The sequence below is a fragment of the Pedobacter sp. genome, from assembly GCF_041645105.1.
Classification (GTDB): Bacteria; Bacteroidota; Bacteroidia; order Sphingobacteriales; family Sphingobacteriaceae; genus Pedobacter.
In genome coordinates this window covers 436,476-459,944 of the sequence record NZ_JBAZQQ010000002.1, presented here as the reverse complement: position 1 = coordinate 459,944, position 23,469 = coordinate 436,476, and the positions used below count along the sequence as shown (strand labels likewise).

The window sequence follows — 23,469 nt, the reverse complement described above, 5'->3', positions numbered from 1 at the left end:
TGGAAAGCAAACTTACTAAAATTGCAAATACCAAAAACCAAATGACATATTAATACTTAGAAAAATCAACAAACCTAAACAATTCATTAAAGTCCTAATCATCCCTCATTACTCCAAAACATTCATCAATTTTTATTCTAAAACCAGGTAATACATCAGAGACAAATTCTGTCCTTCCATAATGAAGAACTCCAGCAACAAACCTCCCATCACTATTCAAAACATATTTTAAAATGCTTTTCTCATTTGGCTGAACAACCCAATATTCCCGAACACCATACTTTTCATAAATACCATATTTATATTCAAGTTCTATTTTTCCATTGCCAGGTGAGAGTATTTCGACAACAATATCAGGAGCTCCAATACAACCTCTCTTATCCAATTTACTATCATCACAAACCACGCAAACATCAGGTTGCAAAACAGTAAAGACCTTATTATTTGATGTTGATTTATCAGGAAAACGCACATCAAATGGTGCGGTAAACACTTCACAGGATTGAAATCTTAAAACAGAATATATTTCCCAGTGTATAAAACCCAGTAAACGCTGATGATTTACTGATGGAGCACCCATTTGAAAAACCTTCCCTTTAATCAGCTCAACACGTTCTTCAAACTTCCATTTAAGATAGCTCGCATAAGAATAAGTACCAAAAAGGTCAATTTCATTAAAGGTATTTATGATTGGTTCCCTTTGATAAGTACCTTTCCGTCTGAACTTCTTCTGATGTTGTCGTCCTCTTTTTTTCACATTCTATTACCTCCACAACGAACGTCTTTATTATTTCAGGATTATTGAAATCTTACACCGAAAATTTAATTTAAAAATCTCCATTCTTTCAAAAGCATTCATATATATGTACTTTTGTATTCAACGCACCTATCGGATGCAACAAAACATTAATCAAAGACATTATCCTTCAATAGAAAAAACATAATAGATGAAGCAATATTTAGATCTAATGCAACATGTGCTAGATCATGGCACGCAAAAACACGATCGTACCGGAACTGGGACTATCAGCGTATTTGGATATCAGATGCGCTTTAACCTGCAGGACGGGTTTCCAATGGTAACTACAAAAAAACTGCACTTAAAATCTATTATACATGAACTGATCTGGTTCTTAAGTGGCGATACCAATATCAAATACCTAAAAGACAACGGCGTTAGAATATGGGATGAGTGGGCAGATGAAAATGGCGACCTTGGTCCTGTTTACGGTTCACAATGGCGTTCATGGCCTAAACCAGATGGTGGCCATATCGATCAGATTGCACAAATCATAAATACCGTTAAAAACAACCCAGACTCGAGACGAATCATCGTTTCTGCATGGAATGTTGCTGAAGTAGAGAATATGGCACTTCCACCCTGCCACGCTTTCTTTCAATTTTATGTTGCAGACGGAAAATTAAGCTGTCAGCTTTACCAACGTAGTGCCGATATATTTTTAGGTGTACCTTTTAATATAGCATCTTATGCATTGCTTACAATGATGGTAGCACAAGTATGTGGATTACAATATGGTGATTTTATACATACACTTGGAGATGCCCATCTATACAATAATCATATTGAGCAAGCCAAACTACAATTAAGCCGCGAGCCTAAGAAATTGCCGACTATGTATATTAATCCAGAAGTAAAAGACATTTTCAACTTTAAGTACGAAGATTTTACGCTGACAGATTACGACGCGCATCCACATATAAAAGGAGCAGTGGCTGTATGATGATATCTGTAGTTGTTGCTATTGACGAGAACAATGCCATAGGCAAAGATAATCAGCTGCTTTGGCATTTACCTGCTGACTTAAAACATTTTAAAGAGGTTACATCCGGCCATACCATTATTATGGGTCGAAAAACTTATGATTCCATAGGTAAACCATTACCTAACAGACGTAATATTGTGATGACAAGAACTCCTGAGCTTCAAATTCCAGGTGTTGAAGTAGTCAGCAATATTGATGAAGCACTTGCACTTTGTACTACAGAAGAAGAAGAAGTATTTATTATAGGTGGTGCTGAAATCTATAAATCAACCTTAAAAATCGTAAACAAGATCTATCTAACCAGGGTACATCAAAGTTATGATGCTGATGCTTTTTTCCCGCAGATTGATTCTGATCTGTGGAATGAAATAGATGTTGAAAAACATCTTCCAGATGAAAAAAATCATGTAGCTTACACTTTTTCGACACTTTTGCGTAAATAGTTGAGCTCCTATAATAAAAAATCAATAAGGTGGCCTATTAATTAAAAAAATAATTAGATTTGCCGACTTGTTAAAAAAATATATAGCATATATAGACTAATAATTACAAACAAATGCAGGGTAAAGGTTTTATTAAATTTATGGCAATACTTTTAGGTATTGTCTGTGTGTACTCTCTCTCATTCAACTTTGTTACCTCGAAAGTTGAAAAAGACGCAAAAGCTTACGCTAAAGGAGATGTAGAAAAAGAAAAAGCATATTTAGATTCTATGGCCACTGTGCCTGTTTATCCGCTTTTCGGTTTTAATTATCAGTTTTGTAAAGCAAAAGAAATAAACCTTGGGTTAGACCTTAAAGGTGGTATGAACGTAACGATGGAAATATCGTTAGGTGAATTGGTTAAATCATTAGCTGGAAATACTGACGATGCTAATTTTAACAAAGCATTAGCAACTGCTCAACAACAGTTAAATGCTGGTGGTAAAGATTTCGTTTCTTTATTTGTAAACGAATACGAGAAGCTAGAACCAAACAAACAACTGGTTGATTTCTTCTCTAATCAGGACAATGCAAAATTGTTAAAGCCTAATGCCAGCAATTCTGAAGTTAAAAACTTTTTATCCAAAGAAGCAACAAGTGCAATCGACCGTTCATTCATTATCATTAGAAGTCGTATTGATGGTTTCGGTGTAGTGAGTCCGAACATGCAGAAACAAGAAGGTACTAACCGTATCCTGATTGAGATGCCAGGTGTGCAAGACAAAGAACGTGTTCACAAACTATTACAAGGTTCTGCAGAATTGCAGTTCTGGCAAGTATACCAAAACGAGGAAGTATATCCGGTTTTGGAGAACATCAACAAAACACTAGCTACAACTTTAAAAGACACAGCATCTGTTGCTGGTACTGACACTGCTGCAAAAACAGGTAGTAAATTAGCTGGTTTAGCTAAAAATGCAGATACAAAAGATTCAACAGCTTTAAAAAATCAGGAGCTTTCTAAATCCAATCCTTTATTCGCTGTATTAAATATCCCTACTTATCAATCAGAAACTGGTCAGCCTTCATTACGCCCAGGTCCAGTTGTAGGATGGGTTGCACAAAAAGATACTGCAAAAGTAAACGCATTCTTCAAAAGACCAGAAATTGCATCTATCATTCCTCAGACATATAAATTTATGTGGAGTGTTAAGCCAGCTGATCTGGGTGCGCAAACACCAAGCAAAATTTTTGAATTGTACGCAATCAAAGCTACTTCTTTAGATGGCAAACCAGATTTAGGTGGTGAGGCAATCAGCGATGCACGTCATGACTTTGATCAGAAAGGACATCCTGAAGTAACCATGTACATGACTGCTGATGGTGCTGCGAAATGGAAAAAAATTACTGCAGAGGCTTCTTCAGATCCAAACAATAAAAAAGCGATTGCTATTGTTTTAGATAACACAGTTTATTCTGCTCCTACGGTACAAAATGAAATCCCTAACGGTATTTCTTCAATCACAGGTAACTTTACTCAAAATGACACCCAAGATTTAGCAAATATTTTAAAAGCTGGTAAATTACCTGCTCCTGCTAGAATTGTTGGTGAGTTTGTAGTTGGTCCATCATTGGGTGAAGCGGCGATCCACAACGGTTTATTATCGTTTGTTCTCGCATTCGTAGTAATTCTGGTGTTCATGGCATTGTATTATAACAAAGCCGGATGGGTTGCTAACCTTGCATTGGTCATCAACTTATTCTTCATCATGGGAATTTTGGTATCACTCGGTGCAGTTTTAACATTGCCTGGTATCGCGGGTATCGTATTGGTAATTGGTTTATCAGTGGATGCGAACATCCTGATCTTTGAACGTGTACGAGAGGAATTAAACGCGGGTAAATCTACTCCATTAGCAATTAGCGAAGGTTTCAAACATGCAATGTCTTCAATCATCGATTCAAACGTTACTGTATTGGTATTAGGTGTTATCCTATATGTATTCGGTAGCGGTCCGGTTCAAGGTTTTGCAACTACACTTTGTATTGGTATTTTATCATCGTTGTTTTGTGCAGTACTTATCTCACGTTTAGTATTTGATACTTTGTTAGATAAAAAAGCTAACATTTCGTTTGGTAATAAATACACCATCCATGCATTTAAAAATATTGCTTTCGACTTCGTTGGACACAGAAAGTTATATTATATCATCTCTACAGTAATCATTGTTTTAGGTGCAATCTTCTATTTCAAACACGGTGGTTTAAACTTAGGTATCGACTTTAAAGGAGGTAGAACTTATATCGTTCACTTTGATGAGGGTATGAAAACTGAGGATGTAAAAGAAAAATTAACTGCAGTATTCCCAGAGTCTGAAACAATTGTAAAAACAGCTGGTGGTGATCATGAATTAAAAATCACAACTACCTACCATATTACTGATACTGATACTGAAGCAGATAAAATTGTTGAATCGGCTTTAAAAGATGGTTTATCAAAAACAGGAGTAAAATATAACATTGTAAGTAACGAGAAAGTTGGTCCTATCATCGCGAGCGATATTCTATATAGTGCTTACGGAGCTATTTTGTTCTCTTGTTTAGTGATGTTTATCTATATCGTAGTAAGGTTTAAGAAAGTAAACTATGGTTTAGGCGCGGTAATCGCGTTATTCCATGATGTTTTATTAGTTTTATCATTCTATACTATTTTAGACGGTGTATTACCTTTCTCTCTTGAGATTGGGCAGGATTTCATCGCGGCCATCCTTACAGTAATGGGTTATACGATGACTGAAACAGTTGTAGTATTTGACAGGATCCGTGAGAAGTTAGCGCAACAAGGTAAAGAAGATCTTCATGGAAAAGAAAGAGAAACGCTAATTAACTTTGCACTGAACAGTACTTTAAGTCGTACTATTCTTACTTCATTAACTGTATTCTTTGTATTGTTAGTGATCTTTATCTTCGGTGGTGCTAGTATCAGAGGATTTATATTTGCCTTATTAATTGGTCGTATTATTGGTACATATTCATCATTATGTATCTCTACTCCAATCGTATTAGATTTAGGTGAAGCAAAATTCAAATCAAAAAAATAATTACGAAGTAATTACATCATATTGAATTAAAGGCATCCTTTTTGGGATGCCTTTTGTTGTTATATGTATATTTACTGAACCCGGCATGGTTCAAATAATCGTTAAGCATACAGGGCAATAACTATTTGAATCATCAAAGGCTCCATCTGACAACAAAACCGCCGAAGGCAGCTTGAAGACAAATAAAAAACAATAAACTAAATAGATGAAACCCAAGATTATGAATCAACATTTTCCGAAAGGCGCTAAACAAAGAATTGTAATTGTAGGAGGTGGATTTGGGGGAATTGAACTTGCAAAAAAATTAAAAAAAGCAGATGTGGAAGTAATGATGCTCGATAAGCATAATTACCATACTTTCCAACCCTTACTTTATCAGGTTGCTACAGGCGGATTGGAAGCTGATTCAATTGCCTTTCCTTTGAGAAAGATCTTTAAAGGTCAAAAAAATCTCACTTTCAGAGTAACCAAAGTAAAAAACGTACGCTCTGCCGAGAACATCATAGAAACATCGATAGGTACTATAGAATATGATCACCTTGTATTGGCGACGGGAACAACCAGTAATTTTTTTGGCAATAAAGAAATTGAGCACAATGCAATGCCAATGAAATCAATTCCTGAGGCTTTAAACTTGCGTAGTCTAATTCTCCAAAATCTTGAGGCCGCACAAATTGAAGCTGATCCTTTAGAGAGAGCTGAACTATTAAATTTTGTAGTAGTTGGTGGCGGTCCTACTGGAGTAGAAACTGCTGGAGCAATAGCAGAATTGAAGAAACATGTATTAAAGAATGACTACCCAGAACTAAATATTGATGATGTAAATATTTATCTTATTGAAGGATCTCCAGAGTTACTTGGAGCTATGTCGACACAATCTCAAACAAAATCTGCAGAATTTTTACGTGAGCTTGGCGTAACCATCATGAACAGCGCCCGTGTAAAAAGTTATGATGGAAATGCTTTAAGTCTGGAAGATGGACAAAAAATCCCTTCCTCCACAGTAATCTGGTCGGCCGGTGTAAAAGGTGTGGTACTAGATGGTATAAATACAGAAATAATAGTTAGAGGAAACAGATTAAAAGTAAATGAGATCAACCTTGTAGAGGGATATAATAACATTTATGCCATTGGAGATGTTGCAGCCATGATTACTGAAGAATTTCCAAATGGCCATCCTGGTGTAGCTCCTGCTGCTATACAACAGGGGACTCTACTTGCTAAGAACCTGGTTAATATTATAGAAAAAAGACCTGTAGAGCCATTTAAATATTATGATAAAGGAACTATGGCAACTGTTGGCAGGAATCGGGCTGTTGTCGATCTGCACAAGATCAGATTCCAGGGAGTATTTGCATGGTTTACCTGGATGTTTGTACATTTAATGACGCTTGTTGGTTTTAGAAACAAGCTGGTTGTATTTGTGAATTGGGTTTGGAGTTACTTTAGTTATGACCGAGGTACAAGGCTAATCATCAGACCATTTTTTAAGAATAAAAGCATAAAAGAGATAGAAAATGCAAATGCTACAAAAACCGATTAAACTAGTAGAATGTCCTAGAGATGCCATGCAGGGCATTCATGATTTTATAGATACAGATCTAAAGGTAGCTTATATCAATTTATTGCTAAAAGTAGGGTTTGATACCATCGATTTTGGAAGCTTTGTTTCTCCTAAAGCTATTCCCCAATTACGTGATACAGCAGACGTTTTATCAAAGCTTGACCTTAGCAATACAAACTCAAAGTTATTGGCTATTGTAGCCAATTTAAGAGGTGTACAAGAAGCCTGTACACATGAACAGATCAGTTATGTTGGCTTCCCGTTTTCCATTTCTGAGACATTCCAACAGCGCAATACCAATTCAAGCATCAGCCAATCTGTAGATACCGTAAAACAACTATTAGCTTTATGTGACAAACACAATAAAACTGCAGTTATCTATATATCAATGGGTTTCGGCAATCCTTATGGAGATCCCTGGAATGTAGAAATTGTAGAAAAATGGGCAGATGAACTAGCGGGACATGGTGCAAAAATACTAGCTTTATCAGATACAACAGGTGTATCTTCTCCTGAAAAGATTAAAGAAATTGTTCCCCTGCTAATTAAGAAATTTGAAACAGCTGATACCCTTGAACAATCTGCTCTGCCGAAAGTAGAAATTGGATTACATTTACACAGCACTCCTTATACCAGGCTTGAAAAAATTCAGGCTGCTTATGAAAGTGGTTGCAGACGTTTTGATAGCGCACTAAAAGGTTTTGGAGGCTGCCCTATGGCTACCGATGACTTAACAGGTAATATGGCAACTGAAGACCTGATCAATTATTTAAATATCAAAGGTGAAATATTAAACCTTAATATGGAAAAATGGCAGGAAGCGCTTAACCTCTCTGCCAAAATATTTAATTAACTCTTTTTTACCATTTTAAAGTGTTGTATTCCCGCTTCTTCAAACTGTTCACCTTCTGCAATAAAACCAAAGCGTGCATATAAAGGCAAGGCATGCAATTGAGCATTCAGGTAAATATAACGAGCATCATCAGGTAAATCGGCCAGTACTGCAGCCATTAATGCCTGCCCTATCCTTTTACCTCTAAACTCTTTTAATACAGCAAATCGTTCAAGCTTATAGCCAAGGTCTGTTTTGCGCCAACGACAAGCACCACAAGCTGTCCCGTTAAGCTCTGCCAGGAAATGAACAGACTCCTCTTCATTTTCCCATTCCAGCTCAGGGGGACAATTCTGTTCATCAACAAATACTTTTCTTCTAATGGCAAAAGCTTTTTCCAGTTCTTCTTTATTTTTAATTTTGTTTACCAGCAGTGCTTCCATGGCTCTTTATAGTTTTTATTTTTCTTTCGTGAATTTCCTCTGCTGCATCTATAGAATGGGAACAATGGATATCACTTTCTTTTTTGGCTAGTTGTGATAAAGTTACATAGAATTTGTGCAATTGGTCTAGTTCTTTTTCCGACAAGTCTTCAATATCTACCATCCTGTTGCTAGCCCTTTCATGAGCAGCAATCAGCTCATTCAATTTTAACTGAATGGCTTTCCCATCCTTGTTTTGCGCCTTCTGAATTAAAAACACCATCAAAAAGGTAATGATGGTAGTTCCTGTATTAATCACAAGTTGCCAGGTTTGTGAATAATTAAACACAGGCCCACTTAAAGCCCATATAGCTACAATAGCGGTAGCGGAAAGAAAAGCAGCAGAACTACCCGTAAATTTAGTAGCTACATTAGCAAAACGCTCAAAAAGGTTATGGTTAGGTTTTTCCATTAGAATATATTTATTCCCTGTCTATTCAGGCGTACAATTTAGCACAAAAAAAGCGCCATAAGGTTTATCCCTATGGCGCTTACTTAATGTTTATAATAGGATTACAATTTATCGCTTGCGTTTCTGCAATTTAAATCATCAAATGCCTGAGTCAGACGCTTAACAAATTGCTCTTCACTTTTACGTAACCAAACGCGCGGATCATAATACTTCTTATTGGGTTTATCATCTCCATCTGGGTTACCAATCTGTCCTTGAAGATAAGCTTCATTAGCTTTATAATAATCAAGAATACCTTCCCACATTGCCCATTGCATATCTGTATCGATATTCATTTTGATGGCACCATAAGAAATCGCTTCCCTGATTTCTTCCTGCGAAGAACCAGAACCACCGTGGAACACAAAGTTAATTGGTTTTTCAGCTGTCAGCGCAAATTTCTCTCTGATGTATTCCTGTGAATTTTTAAGAATTACAGGTTGTAATTTAACATTACCTGGTTTGTACACACCGTGAACATTTCCAAATGCAGCTGCAACTGTAAACTTATCACTTACTTTGCTTAATTCTTCATAAGCATAAGCTACTTCAGAAGGTTGTGTATACAATTTAGAGCTATCCACATCAGAATTGTCTACACCATCTTCCTCGCCACCAGTTACACCCAGTTCGATCTCGATAGTCATCCCCATTTTAGCCATACGCGCTAAATATTTAGCCGAGATCTCCATGTTTTCTTCGATAGACTCTTCTGAAAGGTCAAGCATATGCGATGAAAATAGCGGTTTTCCATGTTCAGCGAAAAATTTCTCGCCATGGTCTAACAATCCATCAATCCAAGGTAATAATTTCTTTGCAGCGTGATCAGTATGTAATACAACTGCAACACCATAGTGTTCTGCAAGTAAATGAACATGCTTAGCAGCAGATACAGCTCCTAATACGCAAGCATTTAAATTATCATTGTTTAATGTTTTTCCTGCATAAAACTGCGCACCTCCGTTTGATAACTGGATCATAACAGGTGAATTAACCGCCTTCGCAGTCTCCATAACCGCATTAATCGTATTAGTACCTGTAACATTTACTGCCGGTAAAGCAAATTGATGTTTCTTAGCTTGTTCAAACAGTTCCTGAACAGCATCTCCGTAAATTACGCCTTTATAGCCTTTTAAACTCATTATTTTTAATTTTAGATTAGCCGAAGTTATGAAAAATATAAGTTTGGGCAAATTAATTTAGGCTAAACTACCTTAAACTGTTCTAATTTTTTTTCGTTTCTTTGTACTCGTATTTTTCAATAATAACATGGCTTGGTTTAAGAGAGAAAAAAAAGGTATCAGTACATTAACGGAAGAAAAGAAAGAGGCACCGGATGGTTTGTGGAACAAGTGCCCGAATTGCAAGAAAGCGTTACATAGTGCTGACCTTGTAGAAAATAAATATGTTTGTCAATACTGCAGCTATCATTTACGTGTTGGCTCTAAAGAATATTTTGAAGTATTGTTCGATAACAATCAGTTTACAGAATTGTTCAGTAACCTGACATCAGGTGACCCGCTGCACTTTACAGATAGCAAAAAATATACAGACAGATTGATTGAGAGTCAGACTAAAACTGGCTTAAAAGACGCTATAAGAGCTGCTCATGGCAAAATAGAAGGCGAAGATCTTGTAATTGCCTGCATGGACTTTAATTTCATCGGTGGTTCTATGGGTTCAGTAGTTGGTGAAAAAATTGCCCGCTCTATTGATTACAGTATTAAGCATAAAATACCTTTCCTGATGATTTCAAAATCAGGAGGTGCAAGAATGATGGAAGCTGCATTTTCATTGATGCAAATGGCTAAAACATCTGCTAAACTGGCTTTATTGAGTCAGGCAAAAATTCCTTATATCTCATTACTAACAGATCCTACAACAGGTGGTGTAACCGCTTCGTATGCGATGCTGGGTGATATCAATATTGCTGAACCAGGTGCTTTGATTGGTTTCGCTGGCCCAAGGGTAATTAAAGAAACGATTAAAAAAGATTTACCTAAAGGTTTCCAGACTGCAGAGTTTGTATTGGAACACGGATTCTTAGATTTTATTGTTGACCGGAGAGCGATGAAAGCCAAACTGGCAGCATTTATCAAAATGATGAATAACTAAGATTAAAATGATAAAAACCAAAAGGCCTGTTTATAAGCAGGCCTTTTGGTTTTTATCATTTTATTTTTCCGAACCGCTTTTCCTGAAGCTGATCATAATTTTTCACATAATCGGGATGCTCCGTTCCCATTAACCGATCCCATACCCTGAGATATAGTCCGTAATTACCTTTAAATTTTTGATGGTGTAGGTTATGGAAGGTAGAGGTATTCACGATCTCAAATAGAAATGTATTTCTGAAACCCTTAGGCATGATTTCATAACCCAGATGTCCATAAACATTAATCACAAAAGAAGAAAGGGCAAATAATCCAATCGTTAAAGGATGTAAAGGCATAGAAAACACCAGTACAATGATGACAGCCCCTTCTGCTATTGCTTCCAGAAAATGGAAGGAATAGGAAGTCCATGGAGAAGGATTGGTTGATTGGTGATGTACCAAATGCGTCACTTTGAATAGTTTTTTATGGTGCAAGATCCGATGCATCCAGTAAAAATAGGTATCATGAACTACTAAGGTTAGCAAAAGACTTACCGGAATCCACCATAATGGGTAAGAATTTAGGTCTGTATAGATAAATGTATATGGCCTGAGGTTGTCAGACAATGCAATGATCGAAGTCACAGCCAACATGATACTTGATATAGACGAATGAAAGATTTCTCTGAGAAAATCGGCCTTACCCGCCAGTCTGTTTTGAATTTTATTCCGCAGCAGACTTTTGGGAAAAACCAGGTAAAAAACTAAAAAAAAGATACCTGCGATTATAAAATAACGGCCGATGGTGAGGAGAAACGCCCAGCTAATGGATTCTAATAAATGACTCATAATTATTTTCGTTTTCTACGGATTAAAATGATCAGCCCCATTAAGAATATAACTCCTGGAATCACGAAATAATACAAAATCTGTATCGGTTTTACATAAGCCTTATCTAGCGTAGTCATGTTATCTTTGGAAGCCGGGCGACTGGTATCAATTGGGAACTCTCCATAAGAGAACCACCGGAATATACTCATCGCAAAATTTGTATTTAAGGTCTGCAGGTTGTTCCGGCTCAACTCTGTATTGCTGAAAAAGTCTGCATCAGCAGATACGATGATCCGTTGCTCCTTATTATTCACATTCCTGGTGAGCATCAATGCTGTAGGAAAACTACCTTCCTGATCACCCTTAAGATGATCAACTACCAATGCTGCTGAGTCAAGGGTAAATTTACCCTTTTTGATCCAGCTGCTTTGGGCATCAGATACTAACAGCGGATGAACACTAAAACCTCCCTGTTGTGCGTAACTTAAGGCGCCAGCGTTAGGCATAGAGACTACCATTTTATACATATAAAACTGTTGCAAACTTTTGTCCATAGCAACAGCACCCGCAGCCAGGTTTGGCGTAACCAGATCAAAAGAATAATCTCTGCTTTTTTGAACAATGGTTCCGTTTAGCATTTGTACACCCAATGAATCCAGCAAAGGGTTAACAACGTTCTGTTTACCTGGCTCTCCGGCAATCATCAGGTTTCCACCCTCAGCGATATATTTTTGAAGCTTTGCTTTGGCAACAGCACTAAACTCCACTCTTGGGTCAGCAATAATCAGGGCAGCTATATCCTTTGGGATCTCATTACGTTCCAAAGAAACACTGTCTACATCAAAGCCCTGATTAACTAAAGAGCTTCTGGAATACTTACTATTGGCCAATACCTTATAATCCCGGTCGCCCATTTTATCCATACTCCGTTGATAACCATCTGTAGCAAAAACAAGCTTAGGAGGGGTAACCATCAACCGCTTTAAAGCAGCCCCGGTTTCAGCTTCAGATGGCCAAAAATCACCATCAGGGGCAGGAAATGTGCGTAGAAAAGTGCTTTTACCCTTATATTTCAATTGCATCACGAGACGGGCACTTTCTCCACGCAAATCAACTTGCGCTTTAACTTCCTCTGGACTCAAAAAATCAGTAATATCAATTTGCTGTAAATCAGCCATCAAGGTTACATACTTATTGAAGCTTACTTTCTGTTCAATCAATTGTGGCGTAACACCAGGAACACTGTCATAATAATAAACCCATTTCAGCTTAATATTAGGTTTAAATCGCTGATAAGATTCCCAACGTGCAATATTAGAAATGCGTTCAACAGGTGCTCCCTTAAAATAAGAATCGTCTAATCCATTAACATAAGTAGTCACTTCAACAGGCTCCTCCCCCATATTTTTAAGGATCTCTTGTGAAGCTTTAGTAATGGTATTTGTTTTAGTAGCTGTGGCATCATAATATCCGATCATTGGCTGACGGGAACTGATATAGGCAATACCTAAACCGGTCAATAAGATCAGTGCATATCGGCTGGTCTGCTGTAAAAACGATCTGGATACCCGTTCCAGTTCTAATTTGGTAATGGTAAAAGCCAGGAACATCCCTGAAATCACCACATAATAAATCACATCACGGGTATTTAACAACCCTGCAATCATGCGCTCGGTACGGCTTGGCATAGAAAGACTATGTGTCAAATCACGGATAAAATCAAGATCCTGTCCAACCGTCCCTATATAATTCATAAAAGCCAGCATCACAAAGGTGCTGATGGCTGCAACTGCCTGATAAGTGGTTAAGCTAGACACAAAAATACCGATCGCTGCATAAGCACTTAACAACAGGAAAATAGCTAGCAGTCCAACGAAGGCATGTGGATAATCAAAATTAACGAAAAACACAGCCCCAATCAACATAAACAAAACGAGTATACCTATAATCATCAGGTTATAAATGAGCATGGAAATAAACTTCCCATAAATCACCTGGCTTAATTTTACTGGGGAAGAATAGAGTAATTTAATACTTCCACTACTAATTTCCCTACTGATAATCCCCATGGTAATCAAAGGAATATAGAGATACAGGTGTTCCAGAATTCGAGTCAGGAGATTCGTTTTATCTGGAACGTTGGCATAAATTGTAGTTAAAAAACCAAATGTACCTCCTTGCACCAGTCCGGGGATACCTGGCATAAAAGCCAGGTTTAACTGTGTAATGAGCACGATGATCAATAACCAGGCTATTGGTGAATAAAATAGCAGGCTGAGCTCCAGCTTAGCTATTTGTATAATTTTCTTCATATTTCGTATATCAATGGTTAGTTTTTTCCGGCATCAATACCAATCTTACATAGTTTTTATCCTGAATGTAAGTCGCTGCAGCCTGCTTAATAGATTGAACAGTCATATTATTTATCGCACTTTCATAGTCAAAAAACTGAGTGATGGGCTCTTTATTGATATTCCTTGAAACCAGGTAATCCAACCAGTACCCGTTATTTGTTGAACCCGTTTGCAGCACTGATTTACTTACCGCTTTAAATTTTTGCAGGTTTTCGGCAGAGGGGCCTGATGTTCTCATTTTATTCAGTTCATCCTGTGCCGAAGCAATCAATTTATCTACATTCTGCGGGGCACAATCAAAGGAAATGGCCAGACTAAACCTGCTTTTCAGGTATTTGGTCATGCTCATTTGTACGTTTGGTGTATAAGTTCCCCCCTCCTGATCGCGAAGTCGCTGTGTAATGCTAATCTTCAGGGCATCGGCAATGGCATTCATCTTAAAGGTATTGTCAAAATTGTAATCAAAAGGACCAGAATAAACCAGCATCACGCTTGATTTCTGTGTTGTACCTTTGTATACGGTCTTGGCAATTCGCCCTTCAGGAATGTTAATGTTCAGGTCGCGGGCCTTTTCTTTCAATCCTTTAGAAGGTAATGAACCCAGATATTTTTCCAATAAAGGCTTCATCATTTCCATATCTATGTTCCCCACAAAAAAGAAATTAAAACCGGAAGCGTCAGAGAAACGCTCTTTGTAAATCTCATAGGCTCTGTCCAACTTAACGGCATTTATGCTGTTTATACTTTGGGGCTGTTTGCGGACATGATAGTTCCCCAGCACCAGGCTTACCGTATCCATAAATACTTGAGCTGGACTATTGCCTTTATTGGCGAATTGTTCTTTGGTACGACCAATCAATACATCGAATGCCTCAAGGTCCTTTCGAGGTTCCATAAAATAAGCATTGAGCAGTTCAAGCGTGGTTGCCAGCTCCTCTTTAGAGCTACCACCACTAAAACCCTGGTAAGTATCATTTACAAAAGGGCTTACTTGTACCTGCCTACCAGTAAACAATTTACTAAGCTGCTCGGCATTATAGTTTCCTGCACCCGAGACAGATACTACATTTGCGGCATTAATGGCATTTTGATGATCAGCATCTGAATATAGAGAAGCTCCACCCTCGGCAAGCCCTTTAAACAAGATCTGATCATTCTGAAAATTGGTCTTCTTTAACCATACAGTTACACCATTGCTCAGCGTAATCTTCTGCACGCCAATTTTTCCAAAATCTTCCAAGCTGGTAATCTTCCCTGGAACGGGAGTTTTTTTCAACAATGGAAGGTCCTGTACTTCATCCACAAATGGACTTAAAGGAGCCGTATAAACTGCATCTATCCAACTCAGTACAGTAGCCTCATCTGGCAGAAAAGCTTTATTTTCTTCAGAAGATTTCACAATGATGTCCCGATCGGTATCCTTCAGATAAGATTTCAATAAGTCGTTAATTTCTGTTAGGGTAATATCAGGCAATAGCTGACTGGTTAGTTCATACTCCTTAGCAATTCCGGGGGCAATATTGCCTGTCAGGAAATGCTGCAGGTAAGGTTTGATCAGCGTTTCGGAAGCCGTTTTATCCTGCTCTTTCAGTCCATCAGCCATTTTTTGCTGGTAGCTCTTTTTCACCCTGTCCAACTCAGTTTGCAAAAAGCCCTGCTCCTGCATCCGGCGCAGTTCCAGCCAAACACCTTGCAAGGATGGCTGCGTTTCGGCGGGCTTAGTGCCCAGGTTAACTGAAAAAGCAGAAAGTCCACCTGTTAATGAAGTAAATGTAGCGAATGGCATTTGCCTAAACCTTGCATTTATCATTTGTCCCAATAGGTTTTTCAGCAGCGCGTTGCGGTAATCTGATGTGGTAGTCATTACAGCTTGCTTCTGTTTCATTAAGATCTCTACACCAATACCACCAAATTCCGGATCTATAAATTGCATATATTGGTTTTTACCAGTCAATTCTGCGCGATATATAGGGCGCTCCTTCTCTTTTTCCGGGTTTTTCAGGTCCGCAAACTTCGCTTTGATCGCTTTCTCCATCTGGTCAACATCAATATCCCCTACAACAATTAAAGCCTGTAAATTTGGGCGGTACCAATCTTTGTAAAAACTACGGATTTCTTCCGGTGTGACCTTTGAAATGACTTCCTCTGTACCAATCGGCAAACGTGATCCATATCGGGATCCATTGGAACAGAGCTGTATACTTTTTTCTTCGTAACGTTGCTGCATGCCCTGGCGGACACGTTTTTCTTCTAAAATCACATGACGCTCCTTTTCCACATCTTCTGCTTCTATATTCGCATCCTGTGCCCAGTCCCGCATAATCTGTAAACCGTTGTTAAGCAGCTCCGGATTATCGGATGGCAATGGTAGCTGGTATACGGTTTCATCAGGACCAGTATTGGCATTGATGTCTGCACCAAAACGCACCCCTGATTTTTCCAGGTAATTGGAGAGTTCCTTTTTAGGAAAGTGTTTAGTCCCGTTAAAACTCATATGCTCTATAAAATGGGCTACTCCTCTTTGCTGATCGGTTTCCAGAATAGATCCTGCCTTTACAGCCAGGTACATCATGACCCTTTTTTCCGGGCTTTTATTTTTGCGGATGTAATAGGTAAATCCATTGGCAAGCTTCCCGGTCCTCAATTCAGGATCAAGAGACAAAGCCTGATTATCCAGCTGAGTTTTACAAGCCAAAAACATGCAAAAGGCCGCAACAGACAGTAAGCCTAAAAATCTATATTTAATTAACATATTGCTCTGTTTTAATAATCTCCACAATCTTTTCATTTTCAATAATGATCATACCTTGTCTGTCGGTAGTGATTCCGCTGACTAGTGTATACGGATAAGTAGGTACACCATCTTTCATAACCGTAGGCAGGAAAGAGAATTGTACATTATCCGATACTTTGCCTAAGGCCTCCCCAACTTCAATGATGTGGGTGGATACCACAAAGAAGCTGTTCCTGTTCTCAGAGAAAGCTTTCGTAACCGCCAAAGTAGCATCGTAAGCATCCTTCACATTCGTTCCTTTAAACAACTCATCAAACAATACGTATAAGTCTTCTGATTCACTTACTGCTTTAGCAACCGTTTTGGTTCGCAATACTTCTGCATAAAAATGACTGTAGCCCATATCCAGGTTATCCGATACGTTAATTGAAGAGAACAATCCATCTTTTACTGAAAACTCCATACGTTTCGCCGCTATCGGGAAACCCATGTGTGCCAGGTAAACCGCTATTCCCATAGATTTCATGAAAGTAGATTTACCTGCCATATTGGCCCCGGTGAGGAACAACATATTACGTTCGCGCGTTAAATGTAAGTTATTACTTACCCCATTTTTTAGGGCTGGATGGCGGAAACCTTCCATATCCAATAACATCTGCGTGGCTGGTAAGGCCTTGGCATATACAAAACCCTGGTCTGCTGCTACAGCGGCTACACCGACGTACACATCCAGTTCATAAATCAATTTCAATAAGCCTTCCATCTGACTGATCATCGCATGGCGGATCACATAGTCATTTCGGATTAGCTGCATCAGCGAAAGCTGGCCTTCCGGAGCATCTAAGATCCCTTGTAATCTTGAATCTTGTAAGACTTTTAATGCAGTATCTAAATCGTCCTGATATACTGAAACACCTGCTTTTCCTTTCAGTTCGGAGAAGAAATCTCTAAAAGCATGCAATACTTCAATGGTTACCGAATGCCCGGCTTGCAACTGCAATAATTCGGCATTATGAAAAAGCACCTGTTTAAATTTCTTGGCAAAAATGCCCCATGCTACTCTTGGCAAAGCAGCGCCAGCACCACCGGCCAGGTAATCTTCCATAGATTCTACCTGAGAACGAATCACTGGGAAAATGATATTGTGTTGCTGAAAAAAAGCAAACAAGGAACTGCGTTTATTGATCTGCTCCACGTTATTCAGCGGACGGGCGAACATGCCTTCCAGTACCTTTTCTCCGCCCTGGGTTTGCAGGTGATTGAACAAGCTATAAATAGACTGTTGTTTAAACTTCCCTTGCAGGTTCAAATCTTCTACCGTTTGCTTATCTGCCAGGAAGTTAGGATGCTGTTGCTTCGTTTGTTTTTCATCTTTGATGAGCTCTATTACCCCTTCGTTATTGATGATAATCATCCCATGACGGTCATCCGTAATCCCTTCTGTAAGCGTATAGGTGTAAATAGGTCTGCCGTTCTCCATGCGTGTCGGCAAATACCGAAAGATCATGTTATTGCATCTCTCTCTTAACACCGATCCTGCCTCCATAATATGTGTTGAGATCACAAATAATGAATGTGGCTTTTTAGCAAAAGCTTCCATGATGGCAATGGTGCCTTCATAAGCATCTTTCACATTAGTCCCTCTAAACAATTCATCAAATACCACAAAGAGGTTTTTCCCTGCGCCAAGCTCTACCGCAACCTTCTTTACCCGCAGGACTTCTGCGTAGAAATGACTGGCCCCCATGGCCAGATTATCCGGCAGGTTGATGGTTGTATACATACCGTCGCACACAGAAAACTCCATTTGTTTTGCAGCAACAGGAAAGCCTAGATGTGCCAGGTACATGGCAATACTCAACGATTTCATAAATGTCGATTTACCCCCCATATTGGCCCCGGTTAAGAACACAATATTACTTTCGGGGGTCATCTCTAATGAATTGGCAACCGGTTTGTTCAACAATGGGTGATAAACGCCCTGTAAGTGCAAACGGTTGGCATCACGCTTTAATGCCCTAGCAAAAACATAGCCCCTTTCGGTCGCTACCCGGGCAATGGAAATGTATACATCCAGGTGATAAATATGCTGTAGTATTTTTTCCATCAAGGCACGTTGCTGGAATCGTAAAATATTATCATATTCTACAATTTTACCTGAAGAGATTTTACCTTTGCCATGATCAGCAAAAATGAGTTCCAGCTCTTTGGCTTTCAACAAAGTGATCACCAGCTCCACTTGCTTAGCATAAGGATTAGCCGACACTTTAGGCTCAATCTCCAGCATAAATCTTTTCAGTCCCTTCAAAATTTCGATCAAAGCCTCTACACTTTGTCCGGCCGCTTTAAAATCGGCCATACTAAAGCCCTGGTTAGATAGGCGGCTACGCGGATCTGTATTTCCTAAATATCGTTCGGCTTCTTCAAAGCGATTACCCTGTAAAGGAAATTCCGTTTTGCTTTCCTGAAAATACCGTAAAATGGCTACCCGGTCGTTAATTGCCTGATCATCCGAAAGCGGATTTCGGAACATGTCTTCCAGTAAGGAAGCCCCGCCCTGAGTATAGGTTTTATTAAAAATATGGTAGATTGAATCGCTCCCCGATTTAGAGAAAACATTCAAATCGTCAATGGTTTGTTTATCGGTTATAAAGCTCATAATTATTTACGTTTTCTGCGGATCAAAAGCACCATGCCCAGTAGGACAATCGCACCCGGGATCAGGCCATAGTATACTATCTTTACAGTTTTCACTCCTGCTTTATTCTGCTTCAGTTTATTGTCTTTCGAGGGTGGACGCGACATATCAACCGGAAACTCATTGTTAGAGAACCAGGTAAAAATGGCCATAGCAAAAGTTCCATTAGCTGTTTGCAAGTTTGATCTTCCCAGCTCTTTGTTACTGAAGAAATCTGCATCTCCTGTAACCACAATCCGCTGTTCTTTATTCGCCATTTTCCTTGTTAGCATCAATGCTCCAGGAAAGGCACCGTGTTGGTCACCGTTTTTTGCTTCAAAAACCAATGCAGCCGAATCCAGTACAAAAGATCCTTTTTTAATCCAGCCATATTTGGCATCTGTGGTTAGGATGGCCTGGGTTTTAAAATCCGATTGCGTGTCAAAACTTAACGCAGCTACGCCTGGCATCGATATGATTTCTTTCTTTTGATATGGATTATTTAAGCCGGAGTACATGGATAAAGCCTCTTTAGTTAGCCTAGGCGTAACCAGGTTATAAGAATAGTCCCTGCTACGCTGTACAAGGGTTCCATCCAGCATTTTCACACCTAATGAATCCAGTAAAGGGTTAACTACGGCTTGTTTGCCCGGCTCGCCCGCAACCAACAGGTTTCCTCCATCGGCAACATATTTCCTGATTTTAGCTAGTGCGGCCGGACTATAGGCTACTTTTGAATCACCAATAATAAGCGCGGCAATGCTACTTTGTATTTCATCGCTTTCTATAGCAACACTATCGAGATCAAATCCCTGGTTGATCAATGAAGCACGTGCAGTCTTGATATTAAAGAACATTTTATAGTCACGATCGCCCACTTTGTCTACACTTCGCTGATAGCCATCTGTAGCAAAGACAAGTTTTGGCGGGGTAACAATCAAACGTTTCAGCGCTGCAGCCGTTTCGGGTTCTCCAGGCCAGAAGTCACTATCGGTAAAGGTTCTTAAAAAAGTGGTTTTATTCTTGTATTTAAGTTGCATCACTAAACGTCCGTCTTCTCCACTCAAGTTTACTTGTTTGCGGATCATCTCAGGTTCCAGAAAGTCGTTGGTATCCAAGTCTAAAGCTTTTACCCTTTCTTTAAACAGGGTTTTTAAACTTTTTCCGGGATTGGCGGCATAAAATTGTGGAGCAGGGATACTGTCGTAATAATAAACCCATTTGAGCTTAATATTCGATTTAAAGCGCAGATAAGCCTCCCAACGGGCAATATCAAGAATTCGTAAGCTGGGATCACCCTGAGCATAAGAATAATCCATGACATTAATGTATTCGGTCACTTCCAGTGGTTCATCCCCCATATCCTTCAATATTTCCCGGGTAGCCTTAACGATGGTATTCACTTTCGTATCTGTAGCATCATAATAGCCAATTAGGGGTTGACGAGAGCTGAGATAAGCTACTGCGAGCCCCACAATAACGATCAGAACATAACGGCTTAGCTGTTGCAAAAATGGTCTTGCACGCCTTGCCATGTCTAGCCTGGTAATGGTAAAAGCCAGGAATATTCCAGAAATAACCAGGTAGTAAATAACGTCTCGGCTATTCAGCAAACCATTAATCATCAAATTTGTGCGACTTCCAATGGCCAGACTATGAGTCAGGTCACGGACAAAATCAATTCGCTGTCCAAAACTGCCAATATAGTTTAAAGAGCCCAGCACCATAAAAGTACTGATGGCCGCTACTACCTGATAGGTAGTTAAGCTTGACATAAAGATCCCGATGGCAGCGTAAGCACTCAACAAGAGGAAGCAGGTTAGCATCGCAACCAGGGGATGCGGATAGTCGAAATTTTCAATAAACAGGACTCCAAAAATAAAAAACAGTCCCATTACACCTATAATAACCAGGTTGAAAGCCAACATGGAAACAAACTTTCCAAAAATGATCTCACTGAGCTTTACCGGCGAAGAATACAGTAACTTAATACTGCCGCTATTGATTTCCCTGCTGATGATACCCATGGTAATCAGGGGTGTATACAGGTACAGACTTTTGAGAATTAAAGCATAAATACCCCCTGTCCCTACATTTGTAGCAGTGTAGAACCGGTTGGTTAAAAAATCAAGATCTAAACCGAAGTGTTGCAAATGCTGCAACTGCCCCACCATTGGGCCAAACGTAAGCGCCATCTGTACAAAGAGCACCATGATGAGTAACCAGGCAATCGGGGAATAAAATAGCAGGCTGAGTTCCAGTCTGGCTATCTGTATTATTTTTTTCATTGTATGTGATGATACTTAATTAGAGATTCTGGACAATTGGGCAAAGGTTTCATCTAGTGAATTCTTTTCCATATTTAGTTCACGCAAGCGCCAGCCTTGCTTTGCACTTTCCAGAACAATCATTTCAGAAATATTGCGATCACCATTAAAATAGATTCGCAGCTGCTTTTCAGTTAGTATTTCTATTCTTACGATACCTTCAATAGCCATTAAAGCTTCTACCGGAGGTGCATTTTCCATCACAACCAGCATGCTATGCGGCGCTATATAGTTGTCGAAAGCCTCCATGGTGTCTGCAAAAACAATCCTGCCACTTTCAATCATCACAATATCCTTGCAGAGGTACTGTACTTCGGTCAGGATATGCGTTGAAAGGATTACCGCACGCTCTGCAGCAATGTCCTTGATCAATGAACGCACTTCAAGGATCTGGTTTGGATCAAGGCCATTGGTGGGCTCATCAAATACCACGAGCTTAGGGTGATGAATAATGGCCTGGGCGATACCTACCCTTTGTTTATAACCACCAGACAAGTTCTTGATCAATCTTTTATTAATATGCGTTAATCCGCAGCGTTCTTTTACCTCTTCCAATGCTTTTTTCAGCTGACTTTTCTCCACCGAGCGCAAGATTGCGGTATGCACCAGGTATTCATCCACAGTCAAATCCATATATAAGGGCGGGGTTTGTGGTAAAAACCCAATCTCCTGCTTAGCGCGTTCCGGTTCTTTACTGATGTCGATGCCGTTGATGATCACAGATCCCGTTGTTGGTGTCAATACCCCACATAGAATATTCATGGTGGTAGATTTGCCAGCGCCATTAGAACCCAGCAGGCCTACAATCCCGCTGCGTGGAATTTCGATGTTAATGTCTCTGATAGCCCAGCTGGTACTGTAACGGTGCGACAGTCCGCTGATACGAACAATTGGTTCCATATTTTTTGAATTAGATGTTTTATGATGTACAGGTGATCGGGTACTTTTTTGATTTTTTAGACAAAAACATCCTTGATCACCTGGTTAATGGTGATTATTTTATTAACCAAATAATATTTTATAGGTCGGCTGTTTTACATTAATAATTACTAATCATGAATGTTTTTTGTTGCTGTGCTATGTCGCCGGCACCAGGAAGCCCGATTAGGGCTAGTGTAAAATTTCTATAGCGCCATAGATTTTCCGTACTGGCACCTGCACCGCTCAGTGTATAGGAAGCAAGTACCTGTTGCGTTCCCTGATCGCGGAATTCGAACCTGTAGCTACCTGTCTTAGCCAATGCTTCATATTTTTTATATTCGGTAATCCCCTTGTAAGTCAACCCATCAACTTCTTTTTGCGATCCGTTTGAAATTACATACACACTAACCGGCTTACTCTGATAAGAAAGGTTAATAAACCTTATCCCAAATGTGCTATCGGGTTGGTTGTGATATGGAGGTACCGAGGTTACAAAAATATGATCCGGGTTAGTAGCAGTACCTGAAAGAAATAAGGTGTTTATACTTCCAGTTTCGAACCGTAGTTTTACATCGAATAAAGCTGTACTTGTTGGCAGAGTATCTGGAAGCTTAAAAAAACGGATCCTCTGTTCCGGCTTTGAAACGCTAAGCTTATTGGTATATTCATCGAATATTCCATACTTGAACCTTGCTGTACCAGCATAATAGAAGTAGCCTGGATTTACATCATCGTTTAAATTAATCATTAAGGTTTCGGCCCCAACAACAGCATTTGCTATGATTAGGGAGGAAGTTACAGGTGATGCTTCTTCTTTACTGCATGACATCAAGCTAAGCGCAAAAAACAGGACAACCAGTAATGTATTTATTTTCATTTTTTTCATTGGAAATA

At 39.2% G+C, this 23,469-nt stretch carries 17 protein-coding genes; 6 read left to right on the top strand and 11 right to left on the bottom strand.

All coding sequences use genetic code 11. From position 1 onward, the window contains the following. Positions 1–94 precede the first annotated feature (94 nt). Positions 95–757 carry a Uma2 family endonuclease gene (locus WC623_RS08175; protein ID WP_372849810.1) on the bottom strand — a complete coding sequence of 221 codons (663 nt, stop codon included), beginning with the start codon at positions 755–757 and terminating at the stop codon, positions 95–97. 190 nt (positions 758–947) lie between these two features. Between WC623_RS08175 and WC623_RS08170 the strand changes: the two genes are divergently transcribed. The 5 genes from WC623_RS08170 to WC623_RS08150 all read left to right on the top strand — a co-directional run bounded on the left by WC623_RS08170 (position 948) and on the right by WC623_RS08150 (position 7,724). Then, positions 948–1,742 (top strand): thymidylate synthase, encoded by a 795-nt coding sequence (locus WC623_RS08170; RefSeq protein WP_372849808.1) that lies wholly within the window; start codon positions 948–950, stop codon positions 1,740–1,742. Continuing rightward, positions 1,739–2,227: a dihydrofolate reductase gene (locus WC623_RS08165; RefSeq protein WP_372849806.1), complete on the top strand. Its 489-nt coding sequence runs from the start codon at positions 1,739–1,741 to the stop codon at positions 2,225–2,227. The genes WC623_RS08170 and WC623_RS08165 overlap by 4 nt, the downstream gene beginning before the upstream one ends. A 113-nt stretch (positions 2,228–2,340) precedes the next feature. Beyond that, positions 2,341–5,307, top strand: a complete 2,967-nt coding sequence (gene secDF, locus WC623_RS08160) for a protein translocase subunit SecDF (protein WP_372849804.1) — start codon at positions 2,341–2,343, stop codon at positions 5,305–5,307. Positions 5,308–5,527: 220 nt separating this feature from the next. Next, positions 5,528–6,850: an NAD(P)/FAD-dependent oxidoreductase gene (locus WC623_RS08155; RefSeq protein WP_372850568.1), complete on the top strand. Its 1,323-nt coding sequence runs from the start codon at positions 5,528–5,530 to the stop codon at positions 6,848–6,850. Beyond that, positions 6,825–7,724, top strand: coding sequence for a hydroxymethylglutaryl-CoA lyase (locus WC623_RS08150; RefSeq protein ID WP_372849802.1), 900 nt, complete (start codon positions 6,825–6,827; stop codon positions 7,722–7,724). Before WC623_RS08155 ends, WC623_RS08150 begins: the two co-directional genes overlap by 26 nt. Here WC623_RS08150 and WC623_RS08145 read toward each other — a convergent pair. From WC623_RS08145 to fbaA, 3 genes are all read right to left on the bottom strand, one after another. Continuing rightward, positions 7,721–8,146 (bottom strand): GNAT family N-acetyltransferase, encoded by a 426-nt coding sequence (locus tag WC623_RS08145; protein WP_372849800.1) that lies wholly within the window; start codon positions 8,144–8,146, stop codon positions 7,721–7,723. The two genes, WC623_RS08150 and WC623_RS08145, sit on opposite strands and share 4 nt — an antisense overlap. After that, positions 8,118–8,597 (bottom strand): low affinity iron permease family protein, encoded by a 480-nt coding sequence (locus tag WC623_RS08140; RefSeq protein WP_372849798.1) that lies wholly within the window; start codon positions 8,595–8,597, stop codon positions 8,118–8,120. Before WC623_RS08140 ends, WC623_RS08145 begins: the two co-directional genes overlap by 29 nt. A gap of 101 nt (positions 8,598–8,698) precedes the next feature. Continuing rightward, on the bottom strand, positions 8,699–9,778 hold the full coding sequence (fbaA, locus tag WC623_RS08135) for a class II fructose-bisphosphate aldolase (protein ID WP_372849796.1): 1,080 nt from the start codon (positions 9,776–9,778) through the stop codon (positions 8,699–8,701). A 127-nt stretch (positions 9,779–9,905) separates the two neighbouring features. Between fbaA and accD the strand changes: the two genes are divergently transcribed. Further along, positions 9,906–10,751: an acetyl-CoA carboxylase, carboxyltransferase subunit beta gene (accD, locus tag WC623_RS08130; protein WP_372849794.1), complete on the top strand. Its 846-nt coding sequence runs from the start codon at positions 9,906–9,908 to the stop codon at positions 10,749–10,751. 55 nt (positions 10,752–10,806) lie between these two features. Here accD and WC623_RS08125 read toward each other — a convergent pair whose 3' ends face one another. The 7 genes from WC623_RS08125 to WC623_RS08095 form a co-directional block, all read right to left on the bottom strand. Then, positions 10,807–11,580 carry a sterol desaturase family protein gene (locus tag WC623_RS08125; protein WP_372849792.1) on the bottom strand — a complete coding sequence of 258 codons (774 nt, stop codon included), beginning with the start codon at positions 11,578–11,580 and terminating at the stop codon, positions 10,807–10,809. A 2-nt stretch (positions 11,581–11,582) separates the two neighbouring features. Continuing rightward, positions 11,583–13,874, bottom strand: coding sequence for a Gldg family protein (locus tag WC623_RS08120; protein WP_372849790.1), 2,292 nt, complete (start codon positions 13,872–13,874; stop codon positions 11,583–11,585). 10 nt (positions 13,875–13,884) lie between these two features. Next, positions 13,885–16,668 (bottom strand): M16 family metallopeptidase, encoded by a 2,784-nt coding sequence (locus tag WC623_RS08115; protein WP_372849788.1) that lies wholly within the window; start codon positions 16,666–16,668, stop codon positions 13,885–13,887. Continuing rightward, positions 16,658–19,309 (bottom strand): hypothetical protein, encoded by a 2,652-nt coding sequence (locus tag WC623_RS08110; RefSeq protein ID WP_372849786.1) that lies wholly within the window; start codon positions 19,307–19,309, stop codon positions 16,658–16,660. The genes WC623_RS08115 and WC623_RS08110 overlap by 11 nt, the downstream gene beginning before the upstream one ends. Before the next feature lie 2 nt (positions 19,310–19,311). Continuing rightward, positions 19,312–21,615, bottom strand: coding sequence for a Gldg family protein (locus WC623_RS08105; protein WP_372849784.1), 2,304 nt, complete (start codon positions 21,613–21,615; stop codon positions 19,312–19,314). Positions 21,616–21,630: 15 nt separating this feature from the next. Continuing rightward, the gene (locus tag WC623_RS08100) at positions 21,631–22,554 is read right to left on the bottom strand and encodes an ABC transporter ATP-binding protein (RefSeq protein ID WP_372849782.1); all 924 of its coding nucleotides are present in this window, start codon (positions 22,552–22,554) and stop codon (positions 21,631–21,633) included. 139 nt (positions 22,555–22,693) lie between these two features. Then, complete coding sequence (locus WC623_RS08095; RefSeq protein WP_372849780.1) at positions 22,694–23,461, bottom strand: hypothetical protein; 768 nt, start codon at positions 23,459–23,461, stop codon at positions 22,694–22,696. Positions 23,462–23,469 lie beyond the last annotated feature (8 nt).

Coding starts and splice junctions, on each gene's coding strand:
- WC623_RS08165 (WP_372849806.1), top strand. CDS start 1,739: ATGATGATATCTGTAGTTGTTGCTATTGACGAGAACAATGCCATAGGC.
- WC623_RS08100 (WP_372849782.1), bottom strand. CDS start 22,554: ATGGAACCAATTGTTCGTATCAGCGGACTGTCGCACCGTTACAGTACC.
- WC623_RS08110 (WP_372849786.1), bottom strand. CDS start 19,309: ATGAGCTTTATAACCGATAAACAAACCATTGACGATTTGAATGTTTTC.
- WC623_RS08155 (WP_372850568.1), top strand. CDS start 5,528: ATGAATCAACATTTTCCGAAAGGCGCTAAACAAAGAATTGTAATTGTA.
- secDF (WP_372849804.1), top strand. CDS start 2,341: ATGCAGGGTAAAGGTTTTATTAAATTTATGGCAATACTTTTAGGTATT.
- WC623_RS08115 (WP_372849788.1), bottom strand. CDS start 16,668: ATGTTAATTAAATATAGATTTTTAGGCTTACTGTCTGTTGCGGCCTTT.
- accD (WP_372849794.1), top strand. CDS start 9,906: ATGGCTTGGTTTAAGAGAGAAAAAAAAGGTATCAGTACATTAACGGAA.
- WC623_RS08105 (WP_372849784.1), bottom strand. CDS start 21,615: ATGAAAAAAATAATACAGATAGCCAGACTGGAACTCAGCCTGCTATTT.
- WC623_RS08140 (WP_372849798.1), bottom strand. CDS start 8,597: ATGGAAAAACCTAACCATAACCTTTTTGAGCGTTTTGCTAATGTAGCT.
- WC623_RS08145 (WP_372849800.1), bottom strand. CDS start 8,146: ATGGAAGCACTGCTGGTAAACAAAATTAAAAATAAAGAAGAACTGGAA.
- fbaA (WP_372849796.1), bottom strand. CDS start 9,778: ATGAGTTTAAAAGGCTATAAAGGCGTAATTTACGGAGATGCTGTTCAG.
- WC623_RS08120 (WP_372849790.1), bottom strand. CDS start 13,874: ATGAAGAAAATTATACAAATAGCTAAGCTGGAGCTCAGCCTGCTATTT.
- WC623_RS08125 (WP_372849792.1), bottom strand. CDS start 11,580: ATGAGTCATTTATTAGAATCCATTAGCTGGGCGTTTCTCCTCACCATC.
- WC623_RS08150 (WP_372849802.1), top strand. CDS start 6,825: ATGCAAATGCTACAAAAACCGATTAAACTAGTAGAATGTCCTAGAGAT.
- WC623_RS08095 (WP_372849780.1), bottom strand. CDS start 23,461: ATGAAAAAAATGAAAATAAATACATTACTGGTTGTCCTGTTTTTTGCG.
- WC623_RS08170 (WP_372849808.1), top strand. CDS start 948: ATGAAGCAATATTTAGATCTAATGCAACATGTGCTAGATCATGGCACG.